Annotated in this window: 17 protein-coding genes; 7 read left to right on the top strand and 10 right to left on the bottom strand. The window is 74.8% G+C overall.

The annotated features are described in order from the left end of the window. Positions 1-168: 168 nt before the first annotated feature. Positions 169-582 (bottom strand): DUF2809 domain-containing protein, encoded by a 414-nt coding sequence (locus ACFV0Q_RS21375; RefSeq protein ID WP_385007627.1) that lies wholly within the window; start codon positions 580-582, stop codon positions 169-171. A gap of 90 nt (positions 583-672) precedes the next feature. Here ACFV0Q_RS21375 and ACFV0Q_RS21370 point away from each other — a divergent pair, with 90 nt between their 5' ends. Continuing rightward, on the top strand, positions 673-1,488 hold the full coding sequence (locus ACFV0Q_RS21370; RefSeq protein ID WP_385007625.1) for a helix-turn-helix transcriptional regulator: 816 nt from the start codon (positions 673-675) through the stop codon (positions 1,486-1,488). On the opposite strand, the gene ACFV0Q_RS21365 is transcribed toward ACFV0Q_RS21370, so the two are convergent. Continuing rightward, on the bottom strand, positions 1,469-2,860 hold the full coding sequence (locus ACFV0Q_RS21365) for an amidohydrolase family protein (protein ID WP_385007623.1): 1,392 nt from the start codon (positions 2,858-2,860) through the stop codon (positions 1,469-1,471). The two genes, ACFV0Q_RS21370 and ACFV0Q_RS21365, sit on opposite strands and share 20 nt — an antisense overlap. Positions 2,861-3,155: 295 nt before the next feature. Here ACFV0Q_RS21365 and ACFV0Q_RS21360 point away from each other — a divergent pair, with 295 nt between their 5' ends. Further along, positions 3,156-4,832: an ABC-F family ATP-binding cassette domain-containing protein gene (locus ACFV0Q_RS21360; protein WP_385007621.1), complete on the top strand. Its 1,677-nt coding sequence runs from the start codon at positions 3,156-3,158 to the stop codon at positions 4,830-4,832. On the opposite strand, the gene ACFV0Q_RS21355 is transcribed toward ACFV0Q_RS21360, so the two are convergent. The 5 genes from ACFV0Q_RS21355 to ACFV0Q_RS21335 all read right to left on the bottom strand — a co-directional run bounded on the left by ACFV0Q_RS21355 (position 4,822) and on the right by ACFV0Q_RS21335 (position 13,094). After that, positions 4,822-6,414 (bottom strand): lantibiotic dehydratase C-terminal domain-containing protein, encoded by a 1,593-nt coding sequence (locus tag ACFV0Q_RS21355; RefSeq protein WP_385007619.1) that lies wholly within the window; start codon positions 6,412-6,414, stop codon positions 4,822-4,824. The genes ACFV0Q_RS21360 and ACFV0Q_RS21355 overlap by 11 nt on opposite strands. Before the next feature lie 10 nt (positions 6,415-6,424). Then, entirely contained in the window at positions 6,425-8,353 is a 1,929-nt protein-coding gene (locus ACFV0Q_RS21350) for a TOMM precursor leader peptide-binding protein (RefSeq protein WP_385007617.1), read from the bottom strand. Then, positions 8,350-10,113 carry a hypothetical protein gene (locus ACFV0Q_RS21345; RefSeq protein WP_385007615.1) on the bottom strand — a complete coding sequence of 588 codons (1,764 nt, stop codon included), beginning with the start codon at positions 10,111-10,113 and terminating at the stop codon, positions 8,350-8,352. Before ACFV0Q_RS21345 ends, ACFV0Q_RS21350 begins: the two co-directional genes overlap by 4 nt. Further along, positions 10,110-12,791, bottom strand: a complete 2,682-nt coding sequence (locus ACFV0Q_RS21340) for a lantibiotic dehydratase (RefSeq protein ID WP_385007613.1) — start codon at positions 12,789-12,791, stop codon at positions 10,110-10,112. The genes ACFV0Q_RS21345 and ACFV0Q_RS21340 overlap by 4 nt, the downstream gene beginning before the upstream one ends. Before the next feature lie 105 nt (positions 12,792-12,896). Further along, positions 12,897-13,094: a thiazolylpeptide-type bacteriocin gene (locus ACFV0Q_RS21335; RefSeq protein WP_385007611.1), complete on the bottom strand. Its 198-nt coding sequence runs from the start codon at positions 13,092-13,094 to the stop codon at positions 12,897-12,899. Between the two features lie 372 nt (positions 13,095-13,466). Here ACFV0Q_RS21335 and ACFV0Q_RS21330 point away from each other — a divergent pair, with 372 nt between their 5' ends. After that, on the top strand, positions 13,467-13,796 hold the full coding sequence (locus ACFV0Q_RS21330) for a hypothetical protein (RefSeq protein WP_385007609.1): 330 nt from the start codon (positions 13,467-13,469) through the stop codon (positions 13,794-13,796). 7 nt (positions 13,797-13,803) lie between these two features. Here ACFV0Q_RS21330 and ACFV0Q_RS21325 read toward each other — a convergent pair whose 3' ends face one another. The 3 genes from ACFV0Q_RS21325 to ACFV0Q_RS21315 form a co-directional block, all read right to left on the bottom strand. Further along, positions 13,804-14,814 carry an alpha/beta hydrolase gene (locus ACFV0Q_RS21325; protein ID WP_385007606.1) on the bottom strand — a complete coding sequence of 337 codons (1,011 nt, stop codon included), beginning with the start codon at positions 14,812-14,814 and terminating at the stop codon, positions 13,804-13,806. A gap of 168 nt (positions 14,815-14,982) precedes the next feature. Continuing rightward, positions 14,983-15,825 carry a tyrosinase family protein gene (locus ACFV0Q_RS21320; protein WP_385007604.1) on the bottom strand — a complete coding sequence of 281 codons (843 nt, stop codon included), beginning with the start codon at positions 15,823-15,825 and terminating at the stop codon, positions 14,983-14,985. Then, positions 15,822-16,241: a tyrosinase cofactor gene (locus ACFV0Q_RS21315; RefSeq protein ID WP_385007602.1), complete on the bottom strand. Its 420-nt coding sequence runs from the start codon at positions 16,239-16,241 to the stop codon at positions 15,822-15,824. The genes ACFV0Q_RS21320 and ACFV0Q_RS21315 overlap by 4 nt, the downstream gene beginning before the upstream one ends. Before the next feature lie 136 nt (positions 16,242-16,377). Here ACFV0Q_RS21315 and ACFV0Q_RS21310 point away from each other — a divergent pair, with 136 nt between their 5' ends. The 4 genes from ACFV0Q_RS21310 to ACFV0Q_RS21295 are packed head-to-tail and all read left to right on the top strand — an operon-like array spanning position 16,378 to position 20,256. Then, positions 16,378-16,872, top strand: coding sequence for a helix-turn-helix domain-containing protein (locus ACFV0Q_RS21310; RefSeq protein WP_385007599.1), 495 nt, complete (start codon positions 16,378-16,380; stop codon positions 16,870-16,872). A 36-nt stretch (positions 16,873-16,908) separates the two neighbouring features. Beyond that, positions 16,909-17,454 (top strand): hypothetical protein, encoded by a 546-nt coding sequence (locus ACFV0Q_RS21305; RefSeq protein WP_385007597.1) that lies wholly within the window; start codon positions 16,909-16,911, stop codon positions 17,452-17,454. Between the two features lie 13 nt (positions 17,455-17,467). Then, on the top strand, positions 17,468-18,691 hold the full coding sequence (locus ACFV0Q_RS21300; RefSeq protein ID WP_385007595.1) for an MAB_1171c family putative transporter: 1,224 nt from the start codon (positions 17,468-17,470) through the stop codon (positions 18,689-18,691). Then, positions 18,688-20,256 (top strand): amidase family protein, encoded by a 1,569-nt coding sequence (locus ACFV0Q_RS21295; protein ID WP_385007593.1) that lies wholly within the window; start codon positions 18,688-18,690, stop codon positions 20,254-20,256. The genes ACFV0Q_RS21300 and ACFV0Q_RS21295 overlap by 4 nt, the downstream gene beginning before the upstream one ends. The last annotated feature ends 73 nt before the right edge of the window (positions 20,257-20,329 follow it).

Below are 20,329 nucleotides of genomic sequence, written 5' to 3'. Positions count from 1 at the left end.
GCTGGAGACGAACGTGATGGTGGCGCCGGGCGCCACGCTGCTGCTGCCGCCCGAGGGCTACCTCAGCCGGTACGCCAACCCGCGGCGGGCCCGGAGCCGCCGGGCGGTGGCCCGTCGCGCGTGAGGAGCGTCACCCCCCGCCGGGGGCCTGCGGGCGCGAACCCAACGTCACCGCCCGGGTGCGGCCCGTAGCAAGAGCCAGCCCGCCGCCGCGCCGACCGCGTACCAGAACAGGTCCGGCGCGTTGAAGGTGGAGCCGAGAACCAGGCGGGCGATGACGCTGCGCCGGGAGAGCTCGGCCGGTACGTCGCTGAGCTGGAGGAACTCGACGGCCCAGCTGGCGGCCAGCGCGATTGCGGCGGCCCGCAGCGGCGTCACCCGGGGCGCGACCAGCACGACGAGGGCCAGCAGCAGGACGGTGTACAGCGCGTCCCCGCCGTACTTGGCCAGGCTCCCGTCCGTCACGGCCCTGAGCCCCAGCGCCGCGGCGACGACGACCACCCCGGCCCCGGCCGCCGCCGTCCGGGTCCGTACGGGGCCGAGGGCGGCGGAGCGGTCACGGGTGCCGGGTACGAGGTCCACGGGGTCATCCTGCCGGACCCCTGCGGCCGGGCCGTGCCCGGGTGCGGCGCACCCGGGCACACCCGCCGGACCAGGCCCTACCCTGCACGGATGACCAGTACCGGACTCGGAGAATTCCTGCGCGCACACCGCGCCCGCCTGCGGCCCGAGGACGTGGGGCTCGCCTCCCACGGCCGGCGCCGCGTGGCGGGACTGCGGCGGGAGGAAGTCGCCGTTTTGGCCGGCATGAACAGCGACTACTACGCCCGCCTCGAACAGGGCCGCGAGCGCGGCCCCTCGCCGCAGGTCCTCGACGCGATCAGCGCCGCCCTGCGCCTGGACGCCCCGGCCCGCGACCACCTGTACCGGCTGGCGGACACCCTGCCGGACGGCGACCGCACCCGGCCGGTCGACACCGTCGGCGCGGAAGTGCGGCAGCTGCTGGACGGCTGGACGCACACTCCGGCCTTCGTCCTGAACCCGGCGGCCGACCTGCTCGTGGCCAACGCCCCCGCCGAGGCGCTGTTCTCCCCGTTCGAGCGTGCGGACAACCTCGCCCGCATGACGTTCCTGGACCCGGCGGCCCGGTCCTTCTTCGCCCACTGGGACAGCGCGGCCGAAGCGGTGGTGGCCGGCCTGCGCCAGGCCACGGGCCTCCACCCGCACTACCCGCGCCTGCTCGGCCTGGTGTCCTCGCTCACCGCGGCGAGCGGGGAGTTCGCCGCGCTCTGGTCCGCGCACACCGTCCACGGAAAGACCGGCGCGGCCAAGGAACTCACGCACCCCGAGGTCGGACCGCTCTCGCTCACCTACCAGTCCTTCGACGTCCGCGGCGCGGCCGGACAGCAGCTCGTCGTCTACCAGGCCGCGCCCGGAAGCCCCGGGGCCCGGGCGCTGGCCCGGCTCGTCAGCCCGTCGGGGACGTGAGGACGTACTCGCGCGAGGCGTGGACCCGGTCGCGCAGGGCGGGCAGGTCCACGTCGAGGACCTGGCCGTTCCATTTGCGGGGTTCGCCGTTGACGAGGACGGCACTGATGTTGCGGGCGTCGGATCCGAGCACGACGGTGCCGACCGGATCGTTGAGCGGCATGTTGTTGAGGTCCTCGGCCCGGATGACCAGGAGGTCCGCCTTCTTGCCCACGGTGAGCGAACCGGTCCGCCGCTCCCGGCCGTTGGTGCGGGCGCCCTGGAGGGTGGCGAAGTCCAGGACGTCGTGGGTGGTGATGCGCACCGGTGGCCGGCCGGTGCCGTACACGGCGTTGACCGCGCGCATCCGCTGGATGCTGTGCAGGGCCCGCATCTGCGTGAACATATCGCCGGCCAGGGCGACTTCGACGTCGATGCCGAGCCCCGGACGGACCCCGGCGGCCAGGGCCTCGTCGATGGCGGGGACCGCCGTTTCCAGGCCGATCTGAGCGTCCGAGGTCGGGGCGAGGGACACGGTGGTGGCGCTGTCCCCGATCGCCTTCCAGGCCCGGCCGGTCAGGCCGGTGGCGTGGATGAGGGTCACGTCCGGGCCGAGCAGGCCCGCCGCCGCCCAGCCCAGGACGGCTTCCGAGGAGGGGGCGCCGAAGACGGCGTCCACGCTCACGCCGATGTCCAGGTCTGCGGCGGTCCGGGCGAGCGCGGGCCCGTACGCGAGTGCGGGTCCGGCGATCTCGCCGGTGGCCAGGGCGGCCAGACGGAGTGTCAGCAGCTGGTCGTCACCGCGGAAGTACCGGTCCTTGAGCCGGGCCAGGTCGCCGGGCCATTGCCGGTCCCAGTCGCCGAAGTGCGGGCCCATGGAGGCGTGCACACCCCGTACGCCCGAGTCGATGAGCGCCTGGACGGCGGCGTCGGAGTGCTCGGGGGTACGGGAGTTGTGCGAGAAGTCGAGCATGCAGGTGATGCCGCTGTCGATGGCGGTCAGCGCCGCCAGGAGCGTGCCGACGTACATGTCCTCGGGCCGGTAGACCGTGGCGTGGCCGGCCAGCATGGACCGCACGTAGCCGCCGAGGTCGTCGACGTCCGGCATGAGCCGCCGCAGTTGGGTCTGCCACGCGTGCCGGTGGGTGTCGACGAAACCGGGGGAGAGGATCGTGCCGGTGGCGTCGACGGCCACGGCTCCGGCCGGGCTCAGACCGGGACCGATGGCGGCGATCGTGTCCCCCTCGACCAGCAGGTCGCAGTCGCGCAGGACGCCGACGCCGGGATCCATGGTGACGAGGGTCGCCCCGGTGAACAGGACGCGCCGCTCCGGGTCGGCGGATCGGCGCCGCAGCAGTTCGAGGACGGCGGGGCTGGCGGTGTCGTCGGTCATACGAGGTCCTGTCCGTGGTGCCGGGCCGGTGGGCCCGCGTGGAGGGCGGGTGCGGCTTCCACCCTCCGCCCGCAGCGCGGCGGCTACCAGGCCGCCCTGTGCCCGGGTACGGCGCACCCACCCTCCGCGCCCCGCGAAAACGGCAGGACGAGACGGTTCGGTTCGTATTAGGCTGGCCGCGTGTGCGTGTACTTCTTCTTCGTCTGAGCACCGGGCGCGACCCGGACGCGGCCCCGTGCCGCCGGCTCGCGCTGCCCGCCGCCAGAAAGCAGGCCCACGCACTCAAGGACGCCCCATGCGCACCACCCATCCCGTCCACCCCACCGCAGCCGTCTCCCAGCTCGCCCTGAGCGGCGTCACGAAGACCTACGGCGACCGGCTGGTCCTCGACCAGGTCTCCTTCACCCTGCGGCCCGGCGAAAGGGCCGCCGTCATCGGCGAGAACGGCTCCGGCAAGTCGACCCTGATGCGGCTGATCGCCGGGGCCGAGCAGCCCGACGACGGCCGCGTCACCCTCTCCTTCCCCGGCGGAGTCGGCCACCTCGCGCAGACCCTCGCCCTCGGACCGGACCGCACCGTCCAGGACGCCGTCGACGCCGCCCTGCACGAGCTGCGCACCCTCGAAGCCGGCATCCGGGCCGCCGAGAGCTCCCTCGCCGACGCCGGTCCCGCGGAACTCGACGCGTACGGAGACCTCCTCACCGCCTACGAGTCCCGCGACGGCTACGCGGCCGACGCCCGCACCGACGCGGCCCTGCACGGGCTCGGCATCGGGCACCTCGGCCGCGAGCGGACCCTGGGCTCGCTCTCCGGCGGCGAGGAGTCCCGGCTCGCCCTGGCCTGCGTGCTCGGCGCGGCCCCGGAACTCCTGCTCCTGGACGAGCCGACCAACCACCTCGACGGGCCCGCCGTCACCTGGCTCGCGGAGCGGCTCCGGGCACACCGCGGCACGCTGGTCGTCATCACGCACGACCGCGACTTCGTGGAGCGCGTCGCGACGACCATCCTGGAAGTGGACCGCGACCTGCGGACCGTCACGCGCTACGGAGACGGCTGGGCGGGCTACCGGACCGCCCTCGCCGCCGCCCGCCGGGGGCGGGAGCAGCGCCACCAGGAGTACCTGGACGAACTCGACCGTACGCAGCGGCTCGTCGAGGCCGCCGGGCAGCGTCTGGCCACCACGGGAAAGGACCCCCGGCAAGGCTTCGGCAAGCACCGCCGCGCGCACGACGCCAAGCTGTCGGGCCGGGTCAGGGCGGCCCGCGGCCATCTGGACCGGCTGCTGCGGGAGCCCGTCGAGGCGCCGCCCGAGCGGCTGCGGTTCGCCGCGCGGATCGAGGACGACGCGACGGCGCTGCCCGAGGGCGTCCCGTACGTGGCCGAACTGGCCGGGGTCCGTGTCGCGGGGCGGCTGTCCGTCCCGGAACTGGCCGTCGGGCCCGGGACCCGGCTCCTCGTGTCGGGACCGAACGGGGCGGGCAAGTCGACACTGCTCAGGGTGCTGGCCGGAGACCTCGCACCGGACGACGGAACCGTACGGTGTCACACGTCGGTCGGGTACCTCCCCCAGGAGGTCGCCTTCGCACCGGCCCGCCACCCCCTGCTGCACGGCTTCGCCGCCGGACGCCCCGGCGACCCGGACGAGTACGCCGACGAGCTGCTCGCCCTCGGCCTGTTCCGCGCGGAGGACCTCCACGTGCCGGTGGCCGCGCTCTCCGTGGGGCAGCGGCGCAGGCTGGAGCTGGCCCGGCTCGTGACCCGCCCGGCCGGGCTGCTCGTCCTGGACGAGCCGACCAACCACGTGTCGCCGGCCCTGGTCGAGGAGCTCGAAGAGGCACTGGCCGCCTTCCCGGGCGCCGTGGTCGCGGTCTCCCACGACCCGCGCTTCCGCTCCGCCTTCACCGGGCCCGGCCTGGAACTGCGGGCCGGCTCGCCCGTCGAGGACGACGGGTACCGGGCGCTCACGCGGTGACGGGGCGGCCCAGGGGGAGCAGGTACTGGAGGGGCCGGTCCAGGTCGTCCAGGCCGAACAGCTCGTGGGCCAGGTCGTCCTGGAAGCCGCCCAGCGGCATCGCGCGGAGCCCCAGCGTCGAGGCGGTCAGCAGCAGGGACTGGGCCAGGTGGCCGGCCTCCAGCAGGCCGAGCCGCAGCGCCCGCAGCCCGTAGCGCCGCCGGAGCCGGCCGAGGTCCACGTAGAGGCCGAGCACCACCGGGGCGTCGTCCACGACCAGCGCGAGCGGGTCCTGCGGCGGCGCCGTCATGTACGCGGACAGCGCCTTGAGTTCGTCGAGCGCGGGGGCGTCACCGACGCGCCGCAGCGCACGCCGGCCGGGCACGCAGTGGTAGGTGCCCGGCGCCAGGCCCTCCACCCCGAACGCGAACAGCCGCACCCCCGCCGCGTAGAGGCCGCCCGGGCTCGGATAGGGGCGGTGCGGGAAGGCGGGGCCGGAGCCCGTGGTGTGGCTGGTGGCGTGGGCGCCCCACAGCAGCGTGCCGAGCACTTCGGCGCTCAGTGGCCCGGTGAGGCCCGTGCGGACGCTGGTCCGGCCGGTGACGGCGGCCCGCAGCGAGACGTCCGGCACCGGGCCGCCGGGCAGTGCCACCTCCGCCCCGGCGGGCACCTCCTCCGGGGGCGCGGACCGGAGCGAGCCCTCGGCGTCCCAGCCGATCCGCACCTTGCTCCGCTCCAGGTACTGCCAGTCGGGGGCCAGGTGCCCCGCGGGGAAGTACGCGGCCGGCTCGCCGGTGTCGAGCAGGGCGTGGGCGGCCAGCCGGTACACGGCCTGCTCCTCGGCCGGGGCCAACCCGAGCCGGTTGAACAGCAGGTGCAGTTCGCGGCCCCACACCGAGGTGCCGTTGTCGTCGGCCGCCCCTTCGGCGGCCGTGCGTACGCCCGCGGCCCAGCGCGCCACCGGTCCCGTCGCCGTGCCCTCCGCCAGAGCCAGGCGCAGGGCCGCGGACCGGCCCGCGAGGCTCTCGCGCTGGGCCGCGTACACCGTGTTCACCTGTGCGTGGAGCAGCCGCGCGGGCAACGCCGAGGCAGCCTCGGACCCCGGCCGTCCTGCGGCCGCCCGCCCGCGCAGCCAGCGTGCCGCCTCGAAGCGGTCCATCCCGAGGGCCCAGGCGGTGGCGTGCGCCAGGTCCGCGGCGACGGCCAGGCGCCGGCTCCCGCGCGTGGCACCCGCCACGCAGTCCACCGCGATCCTGGTGGACAGCGCCGAGACCGGCGCGGGCGGCCCTTCGGGCCGGCCGTCGTCCGGTCCGTACGCCCTCTCCCGGACCTCGGCCTTCGCTGCCCGTGCCTCGGCGAACTCCCTTACGGCGGGCCCCAGTTCCGTAGCGACGTCCACCCGTGCGCGGTGCACCCGTACGCGCAGGTGCGGCCCGCCCTCCTCGTGCCGTACGAAGGACCAGGCGTCGGCCCCGCCCTCGGCGACGAGCGTGTCCAGCAGCGGTGCGAGGTCCTCCACGAGGAAGGCGTCGGTGGCCTCGGGCGGCGTCTCGCGCAGGAAGCAGTGCAGGACCGTCCACGAGCCCCGGAATGCGGTGGTCACGGCGGGCTCCTCAGGGGAAGGGGTGCGGGTGGAGCGGGAGTTCGTCGTGCGCCGGCGGCCCGGAGGCGCGGCCCAGCCGGTGCGGGACCTCCAGCAGCCGCGACAGCCCACGGGTGCGCCGGTTGACGTGCCCGAACGTCATCGGCAGGGCGCCCGGGACGACCGCCTTGGCCGTGTACAGGCCGAGGCGCTCGCGCACGCCCGCCTCGTCCTGCCCGACCACGATCACCTCCAGCCCGGCCCCCGCCAGCCGCCGCACCGTCGCGTCGAGCAGCCCGGCCAGGTCCGCCACCGGCTCGGGCGCGCCCGGCCAGGCCTCCCGCCACGGCGTCGGCCGGTCGTCGCCGCCGAACAGGGGATCCAGCCTCGGCCGCGCCTCGGGAAGGCCGTACAGGGCGGTGTGGTCGGAGAGGGTGACGACCAGCTCGGGCCGCTCCAGCATGGGCCGCAGGCGGCGGGGATCGCAGGCGTCGGGCTCCGCCCGCAGCCGCTGGGCGGCGTTGAACACGTTCGTCACCGCCTCCACCACGGCCGAGCGGATCGCGACGCGCGGGTCGTGATGGGCCCCGGCCGCCACGAACACCTGCGGGGCCGCCGACCGGGCATCGCCGTGCCGGGCGACCGCGACGACCGCCGGGACGCCGAAGTCGTTGGTCGCGTCCAGCAGGGTGAGTTCGTAGCCCGCCAGCTCCGCCCGGTCGGCGAGGTGCAGCACTTCGAGGTCGTCGTCGGGCAGCGCGATCCGGCGCAGCGGGGTCCTCGCGTACCAGGCCATCAGGAACGCGTCGCGCTCGGCGACCTCGAACAGCCCGTACAGGGCCGCCTCTTCGGGACTGTTGCCGAGACCGCAGCCGCTGGAGCACTCGTAGACGACGCGCGGCCGGTCCGGGCTGGGATCCCAGTACGCGACGTGCTCGGGCACGGCGACCGGACGGGCCCGGGTCAGGGACCAGCCGTGCACCCAGTCGAGTTCCAGCTCCGGGGTGTAGGGGACGGTCGGCGACGCGGGGTGGCCGTGGTGGGCGGGATCGGGCAGTCCGAGCCGCTCCGGGTCCACGGCCCGCTCCGGCCCCAACCCGGCGTAGGAGGACCGCAGTACGGTGCGCCGCCCGTGCGGGCTCATCCCGGTGAGCCGCTCGACCCCTTCGAAGAGCGCCACCCGCTCGCTGCCGTCGTAGTCGGCCGACCGGCCGTATCCGCCATCCGGCAGGTTGCGGCCCAGGGTGACGTACGCGCTGGTCAGGCTGAGTACGGAGTCCTCGGTGCGCACCACCCGGTTGACCGGTCCGAAGCGTTCGTCGTACAGCTCGGCACGCAGACCCGCCCTGTCCGTACGGTCGTTGGGACCGCGCAGCACCTCCGGATCCGGCAGCGGCCGCGAGGTCCACCGGGGACGGGCCGCCTCGGCGTCGTCGTCGGGCAGGGGCGCGCACACCTCGCAGCCGCCGACCGGCCGGAAGACGTGGCTGGACCAGGTGACGCGGCCGCCGTGCACGACCCGCACCGCGGCACCGGCATCCGGGTCCGGCGCGGGTTGCGCCAGCAGCTCGGCGGCCAGCGCCGCGACCGCGTCCGCCAGGGCGGGGGAGGGGCGGCCGGCCAGCCGCAGCCCGGGGCTGTGCCACGGGACGCGGCCGCCGATGGTGGCGAGCCTGCGGTACTCCGTACAGGAGAGGCAGCCCACCGCACCGGGCCGCAGCACCGGGCCGACCACCGTCAGCGCACCGTCCCCGCGCACGGGGACCAGGGCCACCGGGTGGCGCAGCGCGTGCCGCGACAGCTCGGCGGCGGTCTCCAGGTCCCAGTCGTCCAGGACGACGACGGCCCGGCCCGCCGTCAGCTCGCGCGCGCTCCGCGCGTCGAGGGCGGTCAGCCCGAGCGCGGCGAGGGCCTCGCCGAGGGGCGTGCCGGTGACGGGTGGCGCCGACGGGGTCGTCATCGCGGTCCCCCTTCCGTATCGGTGTCGAGAACGGTGAAGCCGCATCCGCGCAGCGCGGCGAGGACGGCGCGGGCCTCCGGCCCGTCGGGCTCCCACGGGCGGGTGCGCAGGCCGGTCAGCCCGTGCAAGACGGCGTGCAGGTCCGCTTCGCGCCCGGCGACGCCGGCCCACCAGCCCACGGCCCACCTCTCGTCCTCCCAGGGAGCCGGAACCACTCCGGCGGCGGTGAGCGGGCACAACTCGCCGCCGGGTGACGTGATGTGACGGACCGTCGGATCAAGCTCCCCGGCCTGTACGCGGACCAGCGCGGCCAGCGCCGCGTAGGCGGCCGCGTCCCCCGCGGTGGCCTCCACCGCCTGCCCGAGCAGCCGCCCCGCCGCGCGCCCGCGTACATCGGCCCGGTACGCCGTACCGTCCGCGTCCAGCGGGGCCACGCTCAGCTCCGCCCGCACCCCGAGGCGGCGCGTCAGGACGCCCCACCAGTGGCGGGCCTGCGGATGCCCGCTCCCGTACGCGTCCCAGGGCGCGGCCCCCGTCCCCGGCAGGGGCAGCCGCAGCGCGGCACGCCGCAGCGCCCGCCCGAGGGCGTGACCGGGGCCCGCCCCGACCACCACCCCGGACCGGCCCGCTCCGCACCGCAGCTCCGCCGCACGGCACAGGGCGTCCAGCCGGGCGAGGTCGGCCCGGGCGGCGCCGGCCATCAGCGGCCCGCCGCCGCCCGGCGCCGCGCAGCCGGCCAGCGCGACCGGCAGCTGGGGCAGGATTCCCGTCAGGGGCGCCGCCAGCACCCCGAGGCGCTCGTCGCCCAGCGCGGCCACTGCGGCCAGCGCCTCGGCGAGCGTGCCGGGCGGCGCCACGGGCTCCGGGGAACCCACGGGCCAGGGATGGTAGGCCGACCTCGGCGGGCGCTCCCCGGCGACCAGCACCGAGGGGAACCGCGGCGGCGCATCCGGCCCGCCTCCGGTGCCTTCGGAGCCGGGGTCGGGCAGTCCCGCCACCGCGCACAGCAGCCGTTGCACGGCCCCGCCCGCCACCAGGGCGGTCAGTGCCGGAGCCGGGTCCGCGGCCGGTGCGGGGGCCTTGTCGAGCCCGAGCCGTTCGGCCAGCGCCGCCGTGTCGGCCTCGGCCCGTGCGCGGCTGCCGACCGGGGTGACGAACGCGCCGTCGGGGTGGACGGCCGCGCCGACCGCCCGTTCGGTGCCGTCGGCGCGGGTGGCGCGGAGCAGCACCCGGCCCCCGGCTCCGGCCCCGCCGACGGCCTCGGCCCGGTGGGCGGTGAGCCCGGCGCGCGCCAGGGCCCGTACGACCGCCGCGGCCAGGGCCCCGTCGGGGTCGGCGGCCCGTACCACCACCCGGGCGGCGGCGAGTGCGGCCGCCGCCCCGGCGGGACGAGCGGCGACCGTGAGCAGCCAGTCGCGGGCCGGGGCGTCCTCGGGAGGTGCGGGGTCCTCGACCAGCATCCCGTGCGCGTGGAGCTGCCCGATGAGCGTGCACAGCGCGGCGCGCAGCGGCGTTCCCGCCGCGGTCCGTGCGGAGAGGTCCCCCGCGCCGCCCGTCCGCAGGGCCTCCTCCACCATCCGCCACAGCGCCGGGAGCGCGGGGCTGCCCTCCAGGGTGACGCTGGTGCTCCATCCCCGCAGGTGCAGCCCATGGGTGAGGGCGCTCGCGCTGACACCCGGCCGCAGCCGCCAGTGCCGCAGGGACTCCAGGGCGTCGGGCACCTCGGCGGTGTCGGGCGTGTCCAGCGGTTCGGCCGTCATGAGGCGCTCCCCGCCCGGTAGGTCTCCACCACGACCTCGACGGCCCGCGTCGGCCGCTCCCGGCCGCCGGGCGCGGGCAGGGCCTCCTCCAGCACCAGGCCGTCGGGGTGGCGGGCGAGCCACTTGTCGAGGCAGCGCAGGTGCAGGGCGTTGCCGAGGTCGACGAACTGCGGCTTGGGCTGCCCCTGTTGGGCCAGGCCCTCCTCGGCCGAACCGGCGGCCCCCGTCGCGGCGGGGAGCGGCGGGTGCAGGAACAGCTGGTCGGGGACGCCCAGCAGGGCCCGCCAGCGCGCCGCGGTCTCGAAGGGGACCTCGGCGTCGGCGGCCAGCGCGGCACGCAGGGCGGCGACCGTGCCGGCGGCCAGCTTCCAGCGGCGCCGCCGCAGCACGATGTGTCGGTGCCGCAGCCGGGGGGTGCGCACCAGCGGGCCGCCGGGGACCTCGGTGACCAGCCGGGGCACGAGCGAGGCGAAGGAGACGACGCCCTCGGGGTGGTCGTGGACCAGGGGGGCGCTGCGCGTGGTGAGCAGGCCGGTCACCAGCAGACCCGGATAGAACACGTCCAGCGGTTCGCCGGTCTCCCGCAGTCGTAGCCGCACCTGGTCGGTGGCCTCGTCGTGGACGAGCTCCACCTCGGAGTCGGCGATCGGCAACCGGCCGCCGTCCTCGCCGGGTTCGGCCGCGCCGGCCTCCTCCGCGACGATCTCGTCCGGCATGAACCGCGGTTGCAGGTTGGCGTTGAAGCCCTGGACCGGGCGGAACTGCACCATCCGGGAACCGGCTCCCGCGCCGCGCCCGGCCTCCCGCGCGACCGCCTCGACGGCTCCCGGGTCGAGCAGGCCGAGGAAGCGGCTGCCGATCCGCCCCCAGCCTCCGTAGAGGTGGTTCAGGGACAACAGGCCGCGCCGGGCGTCCCGTTGGAGGAAGTGCGCGTACGACAGCGGGCGCGTCGACGCCCAGCCGGGCAGCCGCGCGGCGAAGGCTTCGACCAGCTCCGGCGGCAGCACCACGTCGGCGTCCGGATCCTCCCGGGAACCGGCGTGCGCGAGGACCTGCGCCTCGAACGCGGCCCGCAGGCGTACGAGTTCGGCCGCGCGGGTCGGCAGTGCGCCGAGGTCGTCCTCCGGCGAGAGGAGCGCGTCCCGGGCGGTGTCCTCCCAGGCCGCGACCGTCTCCTTGCCGAAGTCCCAGACGGGATGGCAGACGCCGCCCCGGCCGTAACGCGCCACGAAGCGGTCGCGCAGGGCCCGGCGCACCAGGTGCCCGAGGTCGAACAGCTCGGCCAGGGCGCCGACCTCGCGCAGTGCCTCGTGGTCCTCGCCGGTGAACAGGCCGTCGGCGGCCACCGGCCGCCGCGCCACCACGTCCGCCGTCAGCACGGGCGGCACCGGGGAATCCGCGGGCAGCGCCCGCCCCGCCGAGGCCAGCAGGTACGTCCACCGCTCGCGCAGGAGACCGAGCAGCGCGGCGCGCTCGCGCGGATCGGCAGCGCCGAACTTCCCCGTGGCATCGGCGATTTCATCGACCAGACCGGCAAGGACGGCATCGCCGCCCGCAGCGTCCGCACCGGGCTCGACGCCCTCGCGCAGCCAGGCGGCGATGCGGCCCAGCGGATCGGCGTCCTGCGGTCCGACGGGCGGTACGGGGACCAGCAGGCCGGCGTCCACCAGCTGGTCCACGTACGCGAGGGCGGCCGCGCGGTCCTGCGGCGCGGCCAACGCGGCCGCCAGTTCCGCCGGGGTCGCGGGGGTCCGGCACAGCTCGGTCACCCGCTCCAGGGGGGCGCTCGCCGCGACCTCGGCCTCGTCCTCGTCGGTGACGACGAAGCGGCCGACGGCGGAGAGGCCGCGCGTACGGGCGAACGTGGCGCGCCCCTCGGCCGTTCGGGCCGCACTGGCGATCCGGTGGGGGAGCCGGGCACGCCTGCGCGGGTCGGCGAGCAGCGCCTCGCACAGCGCGGCCACCAGACTCCGGCTGGTCCGCACGGGGTTGCCGGTCGCGCCCAGCAGGTCGCCGTCCCCCCACTCGGAGCCGCCCGCCCCGGGGGACACGGGCCCGGTCGGCAGCGGACCCCAGCCGACCGCCGTGAACCAGGACACCGGGCTGGTCCTGGTGGCGGCGCGCACGGCGTGCCGCAGGACCCCGGGCTCCTCCTTGCGGGCGCGGCGTCCGGTCGCCCCGGCCCCCGCCCGCTCGACGGCGGCCAGCAGATCGGCGCTGGTGGCGGAGGCGGCGAGGGCGAAGGCGGGCTCGCGGCACTGGGCGGCCAGCGCGTGGCGCTCCGCCTCCAGCGCGGCGGGCGCCGCACCGGCGAGCCGGGCCCGTACCGAGGCCAGCCGGCCGCGTAACTCCAGCCACTCCCGCAGCCGCGGTACCCGCTCGGGCAGGTCGCCGAGCCCGTCGAGGAGCGCGGCCCGGGGCTCCCGCCCGTTGTGCAGGGCCCGGCGCAGGGGCAGTACCACGTCCCGGTGGAAGGAGTCGGGATGGCCGCCCCGGCTCGCGTACAGGGCGTCGGTCAGCCCGGGCAGGAGCCGGGCCGACGCACCCTCCAGTTCCGTCAGTCGCTCCAGCTCGCCGCGGAAGGCGGCCGCGTCCGGCGACTCGGCGGGATGGCTCAGTGTCGTCGCGCGCACCAGCGCGTACGGGGCGGTGCGCACGGCGGGCGCAGGGGGTGTCATGGCGTCCCGGTCCTTCCGGCTCGGCCTGGGCGGGGGCAGGAGGCGGATCGCCCGCCCCGGCGCCCCGTGGTACGGGCGGCCGGAACGGGCGTCAGCCGGTCACGCTCAGACGACGCCGGGAACGGTCTGCGGCTGCTGGTGGCTGCACTGACAGGCGGTGGCGGTGGGGATGCCACAGGTGGAGGTGGACGAGCCGGCCGCGAAGGCCGAAACGCCGGCGGTGTCGCGCATCGCGGTGACGGTGATGCCGCCGAGGTCCAGGTCGTGGGCCTCGAAGGACGTGGCCGCGTCGAAATCTGCCATGAGAACTCCCAGGGTTGTGGGACGACTTGTGATGGCTGGATCTGTGTAACGGACAAGCGAGCGCAACGGTAGCTCCCGGGGCGATCGGGGCGCAGCGGACGGTTTTCGACATTCCGACGTAACTCCTTGTGAAATCAGGGAAGTTGACCGGAACGCAGCGCAATGCGGACGCGGAGGGCGGGAGTCCGGCGGCACCCCGCCGTCGGTCCGGCGAAATTCGGCCACCCTGGCCTCGAACCGCCGTCGACGGCCTCGGCCGAGCGGCCCCACGGACCGCGACGCGGACCGAGTGGACGCCCCGTACCGGGGTACACGCGCAGCCCCGGGGCGCACGCCCCGCCGGAACCGGAACGGCCGCAGAGGGAGTGACCCGTGTACGAGCGAAAGCCCCCAGCCCCCACCGCGGCCCGCCCGCGGCCGCCCGCTCATCCGCTCGTCCGCGCGCTGGCGATGCTGGCCGCGTTCGCCGGAACGGTCCTGTTCAGCATCGCCCTGGCCCGCGTCACCCTGGAACCGTCCGCGGCCTCCGCCGCCCTCGTGCACAGCAACGTCCATCCGGGCGCTTCGGTCGGCGCCTACCTCGACGGCGCCTCCGTCAAGGACGCCGCCAAGCAGCTCGGCGGCAACGTCCTGCTGGGCGTCCCGTTCGGCGTCCTGCTGCCCGTCCTCGTGCCGCCCGGAGCCCGCGAAGGCGCGCCGTGAGACGGGGTCACGCGCTGGGGACGGGCCCGATCATGCGCTTGCTGATCCACTCCAGGGGGCCCTGGAACAGGCCGTCGGCGTACTTGTAGCCGTCGTGCCCGGCGTTCGGGATGAGGTGCAGGTCCGTCTCGATCGGCCCCTTGCCGATCTTCTCCTTGAAGGCCTTCACCTTCGACCCCTCCTCCTTGTCGCCGAGCAGGAACGACAGGTGGACCTTGGGGCCGTTCTTCTTGATGAGCTGCTCCGCGAGCCGGCCGGGGTCGTTGGCGAGCCGCTCCTGTTCGTAGCCGTTCCAGAAGGGGGAGTCGGGAGCGGTGTCGGGGCCGCCCGCGACGGCCGTGCTGAAGCGGTCGGGGTACTGGAGGACCATCTTCATGCCGACGTACCCGCCCGCCGAGGAGCCGAAGAAGCCCCACCCCTTGGGGTCCTTGTACGTACGGAAGTTCTCGCGCGCCAGGTCGGGCACGTCGTCGGACATCCAGGTGCCCATCTTCGGCTGGCCGGGGATGTCGCTGCCGTCCCAGTACTGGTCCAGCTTCGCGTTCAGTACGGGCATCATCACGATGAACGGGAGGGATTTGCCCTGGTCGATCTGCTGGGATATCCGCTCCTGGAGCTTGAAGTCGGACCCGAACCAGTAGTTGGTCGGATAGCCCGAGGCGCCCGGCAGCGCCGTCAGCACCGGGAAGGCGCTCTTCTCGTACTTCTTCTCCTTGTACTGCTTGGGGACCCAGGCCCACACCCGGCCCTCGAACCCCGACTTCGGCCCCTTGAGGGTGGTCCACATGACCTGGGTGCCGTCGCTCAGTTCGCGCTGCAGGTTCCACTTGCGGACGTTCGTGGGCATCTGCACGTTGCCCGGCGCGGAGGCCGCCTCGCTCGGCCCGCTCTTGGGTGATTTCGCGGAGGACGTGCCGTCGAACGACGCCTCCGTCGGGCCGCCCGAGCACCCCGACACCGCCAGCGACGAGGCGAGCAGGACGGCGGCGGGCACCAGAATCTTGGAACGGGACTTCACTCGATGACTCCAAACCCCAACAAATCTCGCCAAAACAGCAATACGGAGAGGAAGAGTCACTTCGGCATCGAGTGGTTCCCCGCGGCGGCGACGGCGTGGGGTGATCAACGCCACGCCAATGCCACGCCGACGCCACGCCGACGCCGTGCCGCCTGCCGCGGTCCCGCGCTACCGCTTGGCGCCGGGCGCCTCGGTGTCGAAGGTGTAGAACTTCCGGTGGTCCAGCATGTCCGCCGGGGTCACGTCGTTCCACGGCCGCATCGCCCCGTGCAGGTCCACCACGTTCGCGGTACGGGCGGCCGGCAGGTACGCGGACTTCGGGTTCCGGCGCTGCCATTCGGACCACAGCATGTCGATGAAGGCGTGGTGCATCCAGAACACGGGGTCGTTGGGCGAGGCCGCACTGGCCATGTGACCGCCCACCCACACGTGCACCCGGTTGTGCAGGTTGGCGCCGCGCCAGCCCTCCAGGTGGTTGCGGAACCCGTCCGAGGCGCTGTTCCAGGGGGCCGTGTCGTACACCGGCATGGCGAGCACGGCGTTGACCTCGTCCTTGGTCGGCAGCTGGGTCCCGCCCGCGCCGAGGGTCCGGCGCAGGTACGAGCGCCCGTCCACGCCGACCGTGACGGCCCACTTGCCCCCCGCGTACGCGAAGGGCCCGTCGAGCACCTGCCCGTCGCGGGCCCGGTTGGTGCCGCCGAGGAAGTCGGCGGCCCAGAGGGAGGAGGCGGGGGTGCGGTCCACGGTCCAGTCCCAGTACGGGAGCGAGACCTTCGGGTCCACCTTCTGCAGGGCCGCCTCGAAGTCGAGCAGGAAGCGGCGGTGCCAGGGGAGGAAGGAGGGGGAGCGGTGTCCGACCCGGTCGCCGAAGTCGCTGTCGTTCATCAGGAAGGTGTTGTGCGCGGAGACGTACCGGTCGTAGACGCCGGTGCGCTTCAGTTCGAGGAGCGCGTTGGTGAAGGCGCGCTTCTCGTCCGCGGTCAGCGTCGCCTGGCTCTTGCGGACGGTCATGACGTGCCTTCCGCGGGGGCGAAGGGGAGGAGGTTCGCGCCCTGGAGGTCACGGACGGCGGCCCGGGCGGCCGAGATCGGATCGGGGAAGGTCTCGTAGTGGTTGACGACGGTGACCCAGCTGTTGTCGGCATTGCGCATCAGGTGCAGCTCTTTGCCGTCGATCTTGATGGTGGGCATGCCCGGCATGTGGTGGCCGTCGTGCTGACCGCCCGCTTCGAGGGTGATCTGGATGCGGCGGCCCTCGTAGACCTCGTCGATGGAGCCGCCGGGCAGGGAGAGCGCGGAGGCCTTCGCCGTCGGTCCGGCGGCCGGGGAGGAAGGGCCGGAGGCCCCCTTGTCGCAGGCGGTCAGCCCCACGGCGGCGGCCGCTCCGGCGGCCAGGCCGAAGGCTCGTCTTCGGGTGATCATGTTCATGGCCAGTAGAGGTATCAGAAGACGCTGACAGGCCGATCGGGCACCCCGGTGGACTTCAGCATTCCGGACCGTCAACTATAGTTACGCTCAACGGGCGTCAACTATAGTTACGCCTGATGAAAGGGAGCAGCAGGCAGTGGCGGAAACAGGCGACAGCCCCGACGGGCCGGACCACGGCGCACCACGACCGGGCCCCGTCCCGGTTCCGGGACCCGGAGCCGCGTTCAGCGACCGCCTCAACTTCCTGTTCGACCGGGTGCGCCCGCCAGGAGCGGAGGAATACTCCAACGCGCACGTGGCCCGCACCATCTCCTCCTACGGCGAGGACAGTTACACCCGATCCCACATCAGCTACCTGCGCGCGGGCAAGCGGACGCCGACCATCACCATGGTGCCCCTCCTCGCCCGGTTCTTCGGCGTCGAGGCCGCCTACTTCGTCGAGGACGGGGTCACGCGGAAGGTCGCGACGCAGTTCGAGATCCTGCGCAGGCTGAAGGAGAACGGGGTCGAGCAGATCGCCCTCCGCGCGATGGGGGTGTCCGCCGCCGGCCAGCGCAAGGTCCTGGCCGCCCTGGAAGCCGTACGGAAAGAGGAAGGTCTGCCCGCCGATCCCGAAAGGGACCTGCCGTGACCGGTGTCCGGCGTCTCGACGAGAAGAGGAGGCTCCATGTGGTTCAGCCGTCGTGACCGCGGCGCCGACCGCGAGGCCGACGAAGCCGAGCGCCGGAACCGGGAGTTCGTGGACGGCCTCGACCTGCCCGCGGTCGACAGCGTCCTGGACCTCGTACCGTTCATGGAGGAGCGCCTCGACCGCTCGATCCGGCTCATGCCGTTCGCGTCGGACCCGGCCGATCCCGATTCCCTGGACGCCTCCTCCCCCTGTGGCCTGTGGCTCGCCACGGGCGACACGGACTACGTCTTCTACGACACCGCCATCAGCCGGGCCCACGCCGAGATCATCGTCGGCCACGAGTTCGCCCACATGCTCAAGCGCCACCGCGGCAACACCCCCCTGGCGGCGGGCGACCTCGGCGGACTGATCACCGACATCGACCCCGCCACCGTCCAGCTCGTCCTCGGCCGGACCCGCTACAACAAACCGGAGGAGTTCGAAGCCGAACTGCTCGGATCCCTCCTGCAGGAGCGCCTCGGCACCTCCCGCGCCACGGACCACCGCGAAGCCGACCCCATAACCCGCACCCTGCTGCGCTGACCGATAGGGACCCGTGAAAGACATCCTTCACCCCCTGTGCCTGGCCATCGCCGGTACCGGCTTCCTCGTCCTGCTGCGCGACCTGTTCAAGCGCCGCCGCGACCCGGCGCTCGTCGCCCTGGCCTTCACCTACGGCTTCTCCGCGATCAGCTACGCCGTCTCCCTCACCCCGGTCTGGGTGCGCGTCGACGGAGTGTTCGGCGTCCCCAACATCGTCGTGCCGATCGCCCAGGGCTGCGTGATCCTGGTCTTCGCGCTCCAGGCCACCGTCCTCGCGCACTGGTCGAAGCCGCCCGCGGAAGCCCGCCGGCGAAGCCGCCTGCTGCTCGTCGCGGCCGCCGGGGTCATCGCCGCCATGTCGGTGCTGTTCGTCCTGCTCACCCCGGCCACCACCCGGCCCACCGACTTCTCCCTGTACTACGCCCACGACCCGTTCTTCCAGGCCTACGTCCTGCTCTACTTCGGCACGTACAGCGCCGCCGAGGTCTACCTCGCCCGGTCCTGTTGGAAGTACGCGCGCACCGCCACCAACCGGTCGATCGCCTTCAGCCTGCGCCTCGTCACCATCGGCGCCGTCATCACCCTCGGCTACAGCGGCATCCGCATCGCCGCCGTCGTCGGGGCCGAGACCGGCTTCAGCGTCAACGGCCTCAACGGATTCGCCTGGGCGTGCGGGGACATCGGAGCCACCCTCACCCAGATCGGCTACCTCATCCCGACCCTCGCCCTGCGCACCGCGAGCGCCATCGGCTGGACCACCACGCACCTGCGCTACCGGCGCCTCGGCCCGCTGTGGTCCGCACTGGACCGGGCCGACCCCGGCATCACCCTGCGCCGCCCCGCCCGCCAGCGCCAGGACCTCCTGCGGGGCCGCAGCGCCCACTTCCCCCTGCTGCGCCGCCGCGTCGAGATCCGCCAGGGCCAGAAGCTGCTGCGCCGCTACCTCGACCCCGCGGACCGCGAGCACGCCGAAACCCGGCGCCGCTCCGAAGGCCTCACCGGCGCCGGCCTCGCCGCGGCCGTCACCGCCGACCAGATCCGCGCCGCCCTCCTGCGGCACCGGGCGGACGAGCCCGTCGCCGCCCCCGCCGAGTACGCCGACGCCGGACTGGACCTGGCCACCACCGAAGACGAGCTGCTCCACCTCCAGCGCGTCGCCTCCCACTTCACCCCGCCCACCCCCGAGCGCCGCGACACCACCGACCCCCGCGGCATCACCTCAGGAGCCCGCTCGTGATCCTCCGACGCACCCTGATCGTCGCCTGCACGGCCGTCGCCGCGGCCGCCGCCATGGCCACCACGCCCGCGGCCGCCCGCTCCCGCACCGCCGCGGCGAAGCCCCCGCACGAGGACCTGCACCTGGCGCCCGCCCGCGAACAGCTCGCCGCACTGCGCCGGCGCACCGTCACCAGCCGCGCCCTGCTGGAGCAGTACCTGCGCCACATCGACCGGGCCGACCCCGCCCTGGGCGCCATCGCCACCCTCGACGCCGACGACGCCCGCGCGGCCGCCGACGCGGCCGACCGCCACATCACCGCGACCGGCAAGCCGCTCGGCGCCCTCCACGGCCTGCCGATGACCCTCAAGGACGCCCTGGAGACCGAGGGGCTGCTCACCACCTGCGGCTCCCCGGACCTCGCCGAGCACGTCCCCGGCCAGGACGCGGACACGGTCGCGCTCCTGCGCGCGGCCGGCGCCGTCATCGTCGGCAAGACCAACGTCCCCGTGATGTGCCAGGACATCCAGACCTCGAACCCGCTCTTCGGCCGCACGAAGAACCCGTACGACGACACCAGGACGGCGGGCGGATCCTCCGGCGGCCCTGCCGCCGCCGTCGCCGCGGGCCTCAGCAGCCTCGAGGTCGGCTCCGACCTCGCCGGCTCGCTGCGCCTCCCGGCCGCCTACTGCGGCGTGTACGCGCTGCGGCCCAGCGGCGGCATCGTCCCCACCCGCGGCCACATCCCCCGGCCGCCCGGCTGGCTCACCAGCTCCGACATGCTCACCATCGGCCCGGTCGCCCGCGACGCGGAGGACCTCGACCTCCTCCTGGACGTGCTCGCCGCGCCCGCCCCGGCCGACGCCGCCGCCTGGCGGATCGAGCTCCCGGCGCCCGGTCGCGGCCGCCTCGCGGACTACCGCGTCGGCCTGTGGCAGGACGATCCGTACTGCCACGTCGACGAAGCCACCCGCCGGCTCCTCGACCAGGTCGCGGGCCTCCTGCGGTCCGGGGGCGCCACCGTCGACGGCGCCAGCCGCCCGGTGCGCCTCGCCGACAGCGACAGGCTGTTCCAGCGCCTCATGTACGCCACGGCGAGCGCCACCGCCACGGACGCCGGGTTCGCCGACGACATCGCGGCCGCGGACAAGATTCCCGCCGACAACCCCAGTGGACTCTTCCTGCACTCGCGCACCATGCGGCACCGGGACTGGCTGCGCGTCAACGAGGAGCGGGAGCAGCTGCGCGGCCGGTGGGCCGACTACTTCGCCACCCACGACGTCCTCATCACCCCGGCCACCCCGACCGCGGCGGCCCTGGACCAGACGGACGTGCCCGTCCCGAGCCGGTTCATCACGGTGGACGGGGAGAAGCGCTCGTACTTCGACCAGACGGCATGGCTGAACCTGGCCGGCCCCGCGCGGCTCCCGGCGCTCGTCATGCCCGCCGGGCGGACCGCCGACGGCCTGCCGCTGGCGATCCAGATCATCGGCCCCTACCTGGCCGACCGCACGGTCATCGACGTGGCCAAGCACCTCGCACGCAGGCTTCCCCAGCCCGTGCGGCCGCCCGCGTTCACCGCGTGACCGGGCACCCGTGACCGGGCCCGTTCTGCCTCCACGGGGGTGGGGCGGGGCGGGCCCACACGGCGCAGGGCCC

Origin of the sequence: Streptomyces sp. NPDC059564 (genome assembly GCF_042735575.1) — a bacterium.
In the GTDB taxonomy this organism is placed as follows: domain Bacteria; phylum Actinomycetota; class Actinomycetes; order Streptomycetales; family Streptomycetaceae; genus Streptomyces.
The sequence above is the reverse complement of the archived record's forward strand: the minus strand, read 5'-3'. Positions and strand labels throughout refer to the sequence as shown.

Bases quoted from the DNA above. Each gene is read 5' to 3' on its own strand.
- ACFV0Q_RS21370 (WP_385007625.1), top strand. From the start codon at position 673: ATGACCAGTACCGGACTCGGAGAATTCCTGCGCGCACACCGCGCCCGC.
- ACFV0Q_RS21365 (WP_385007623.1), bottom strand. From the start codon at position 2,860: ATGACCGACGACACCGCCAGCCCCGCCGTCCTCGAACTGCTGCGGCGC.
- ACFV0Q_RS21360 (WP_385007621.1), top strand. From the start codon at position 3,156: ATGCGCACCACCCATCCCGTCCACCCCACCGCAGCCGTCTCCCAGCTC.
- ACFV0Q_RS21350 (WP_385007617.1), bottom strand. From the start codon at position 8,353: ATGACGACCCCGTCGGCGCCACCCGTCACCGGCACGCCCCTCGGCGAG.
- ACFV0Q_RS21345 (WP_385007615.1), bottom strand. From the start codon at position 10,113: ATGACGGCCGAACCGCTGGACACGCCCGACACCGCCGAGGTGCCCGAC.
- ACFV0Q_RS21340 (WP_385007613.1), bottom strand. From the start codon at position 12,791: ATGACACCCCCTGCGCCCGCCGTGCGCACCGCCCCGTACGCGCTGGTG.
- ACFV0Q_RS21335 (WP_385007611.1), bottom strand. From the start codon at position 13,094: ATGGCAGATTTCGACGCGGCCACGTCCTTCGAGGCCCACGACCTGGAC.
- ACFV0Q_RS21320 (WP_385007604.1), bottom strand. From the start codon at position 15,825: ATGACCGTCCGCAAGAGCCAGGCGACGCTGACCGCGGACGAGAAGCGC.
- ACFV0Q_RS21315 (WP_385007602.1), bottom strand. From the start codon at position 16,241: ATGAACATGATCACCCGAAGACGAGCCTTCGGCCTGGCCGCCGGAGCG.
- ACFV0Q_RS21305 (WP_385007597.1), top strand. From the start codon at position 16,909: ATGTGGTTCAGCCGTCGTGACCGCGGCGCCGACCGCGAGGCCGACGAA.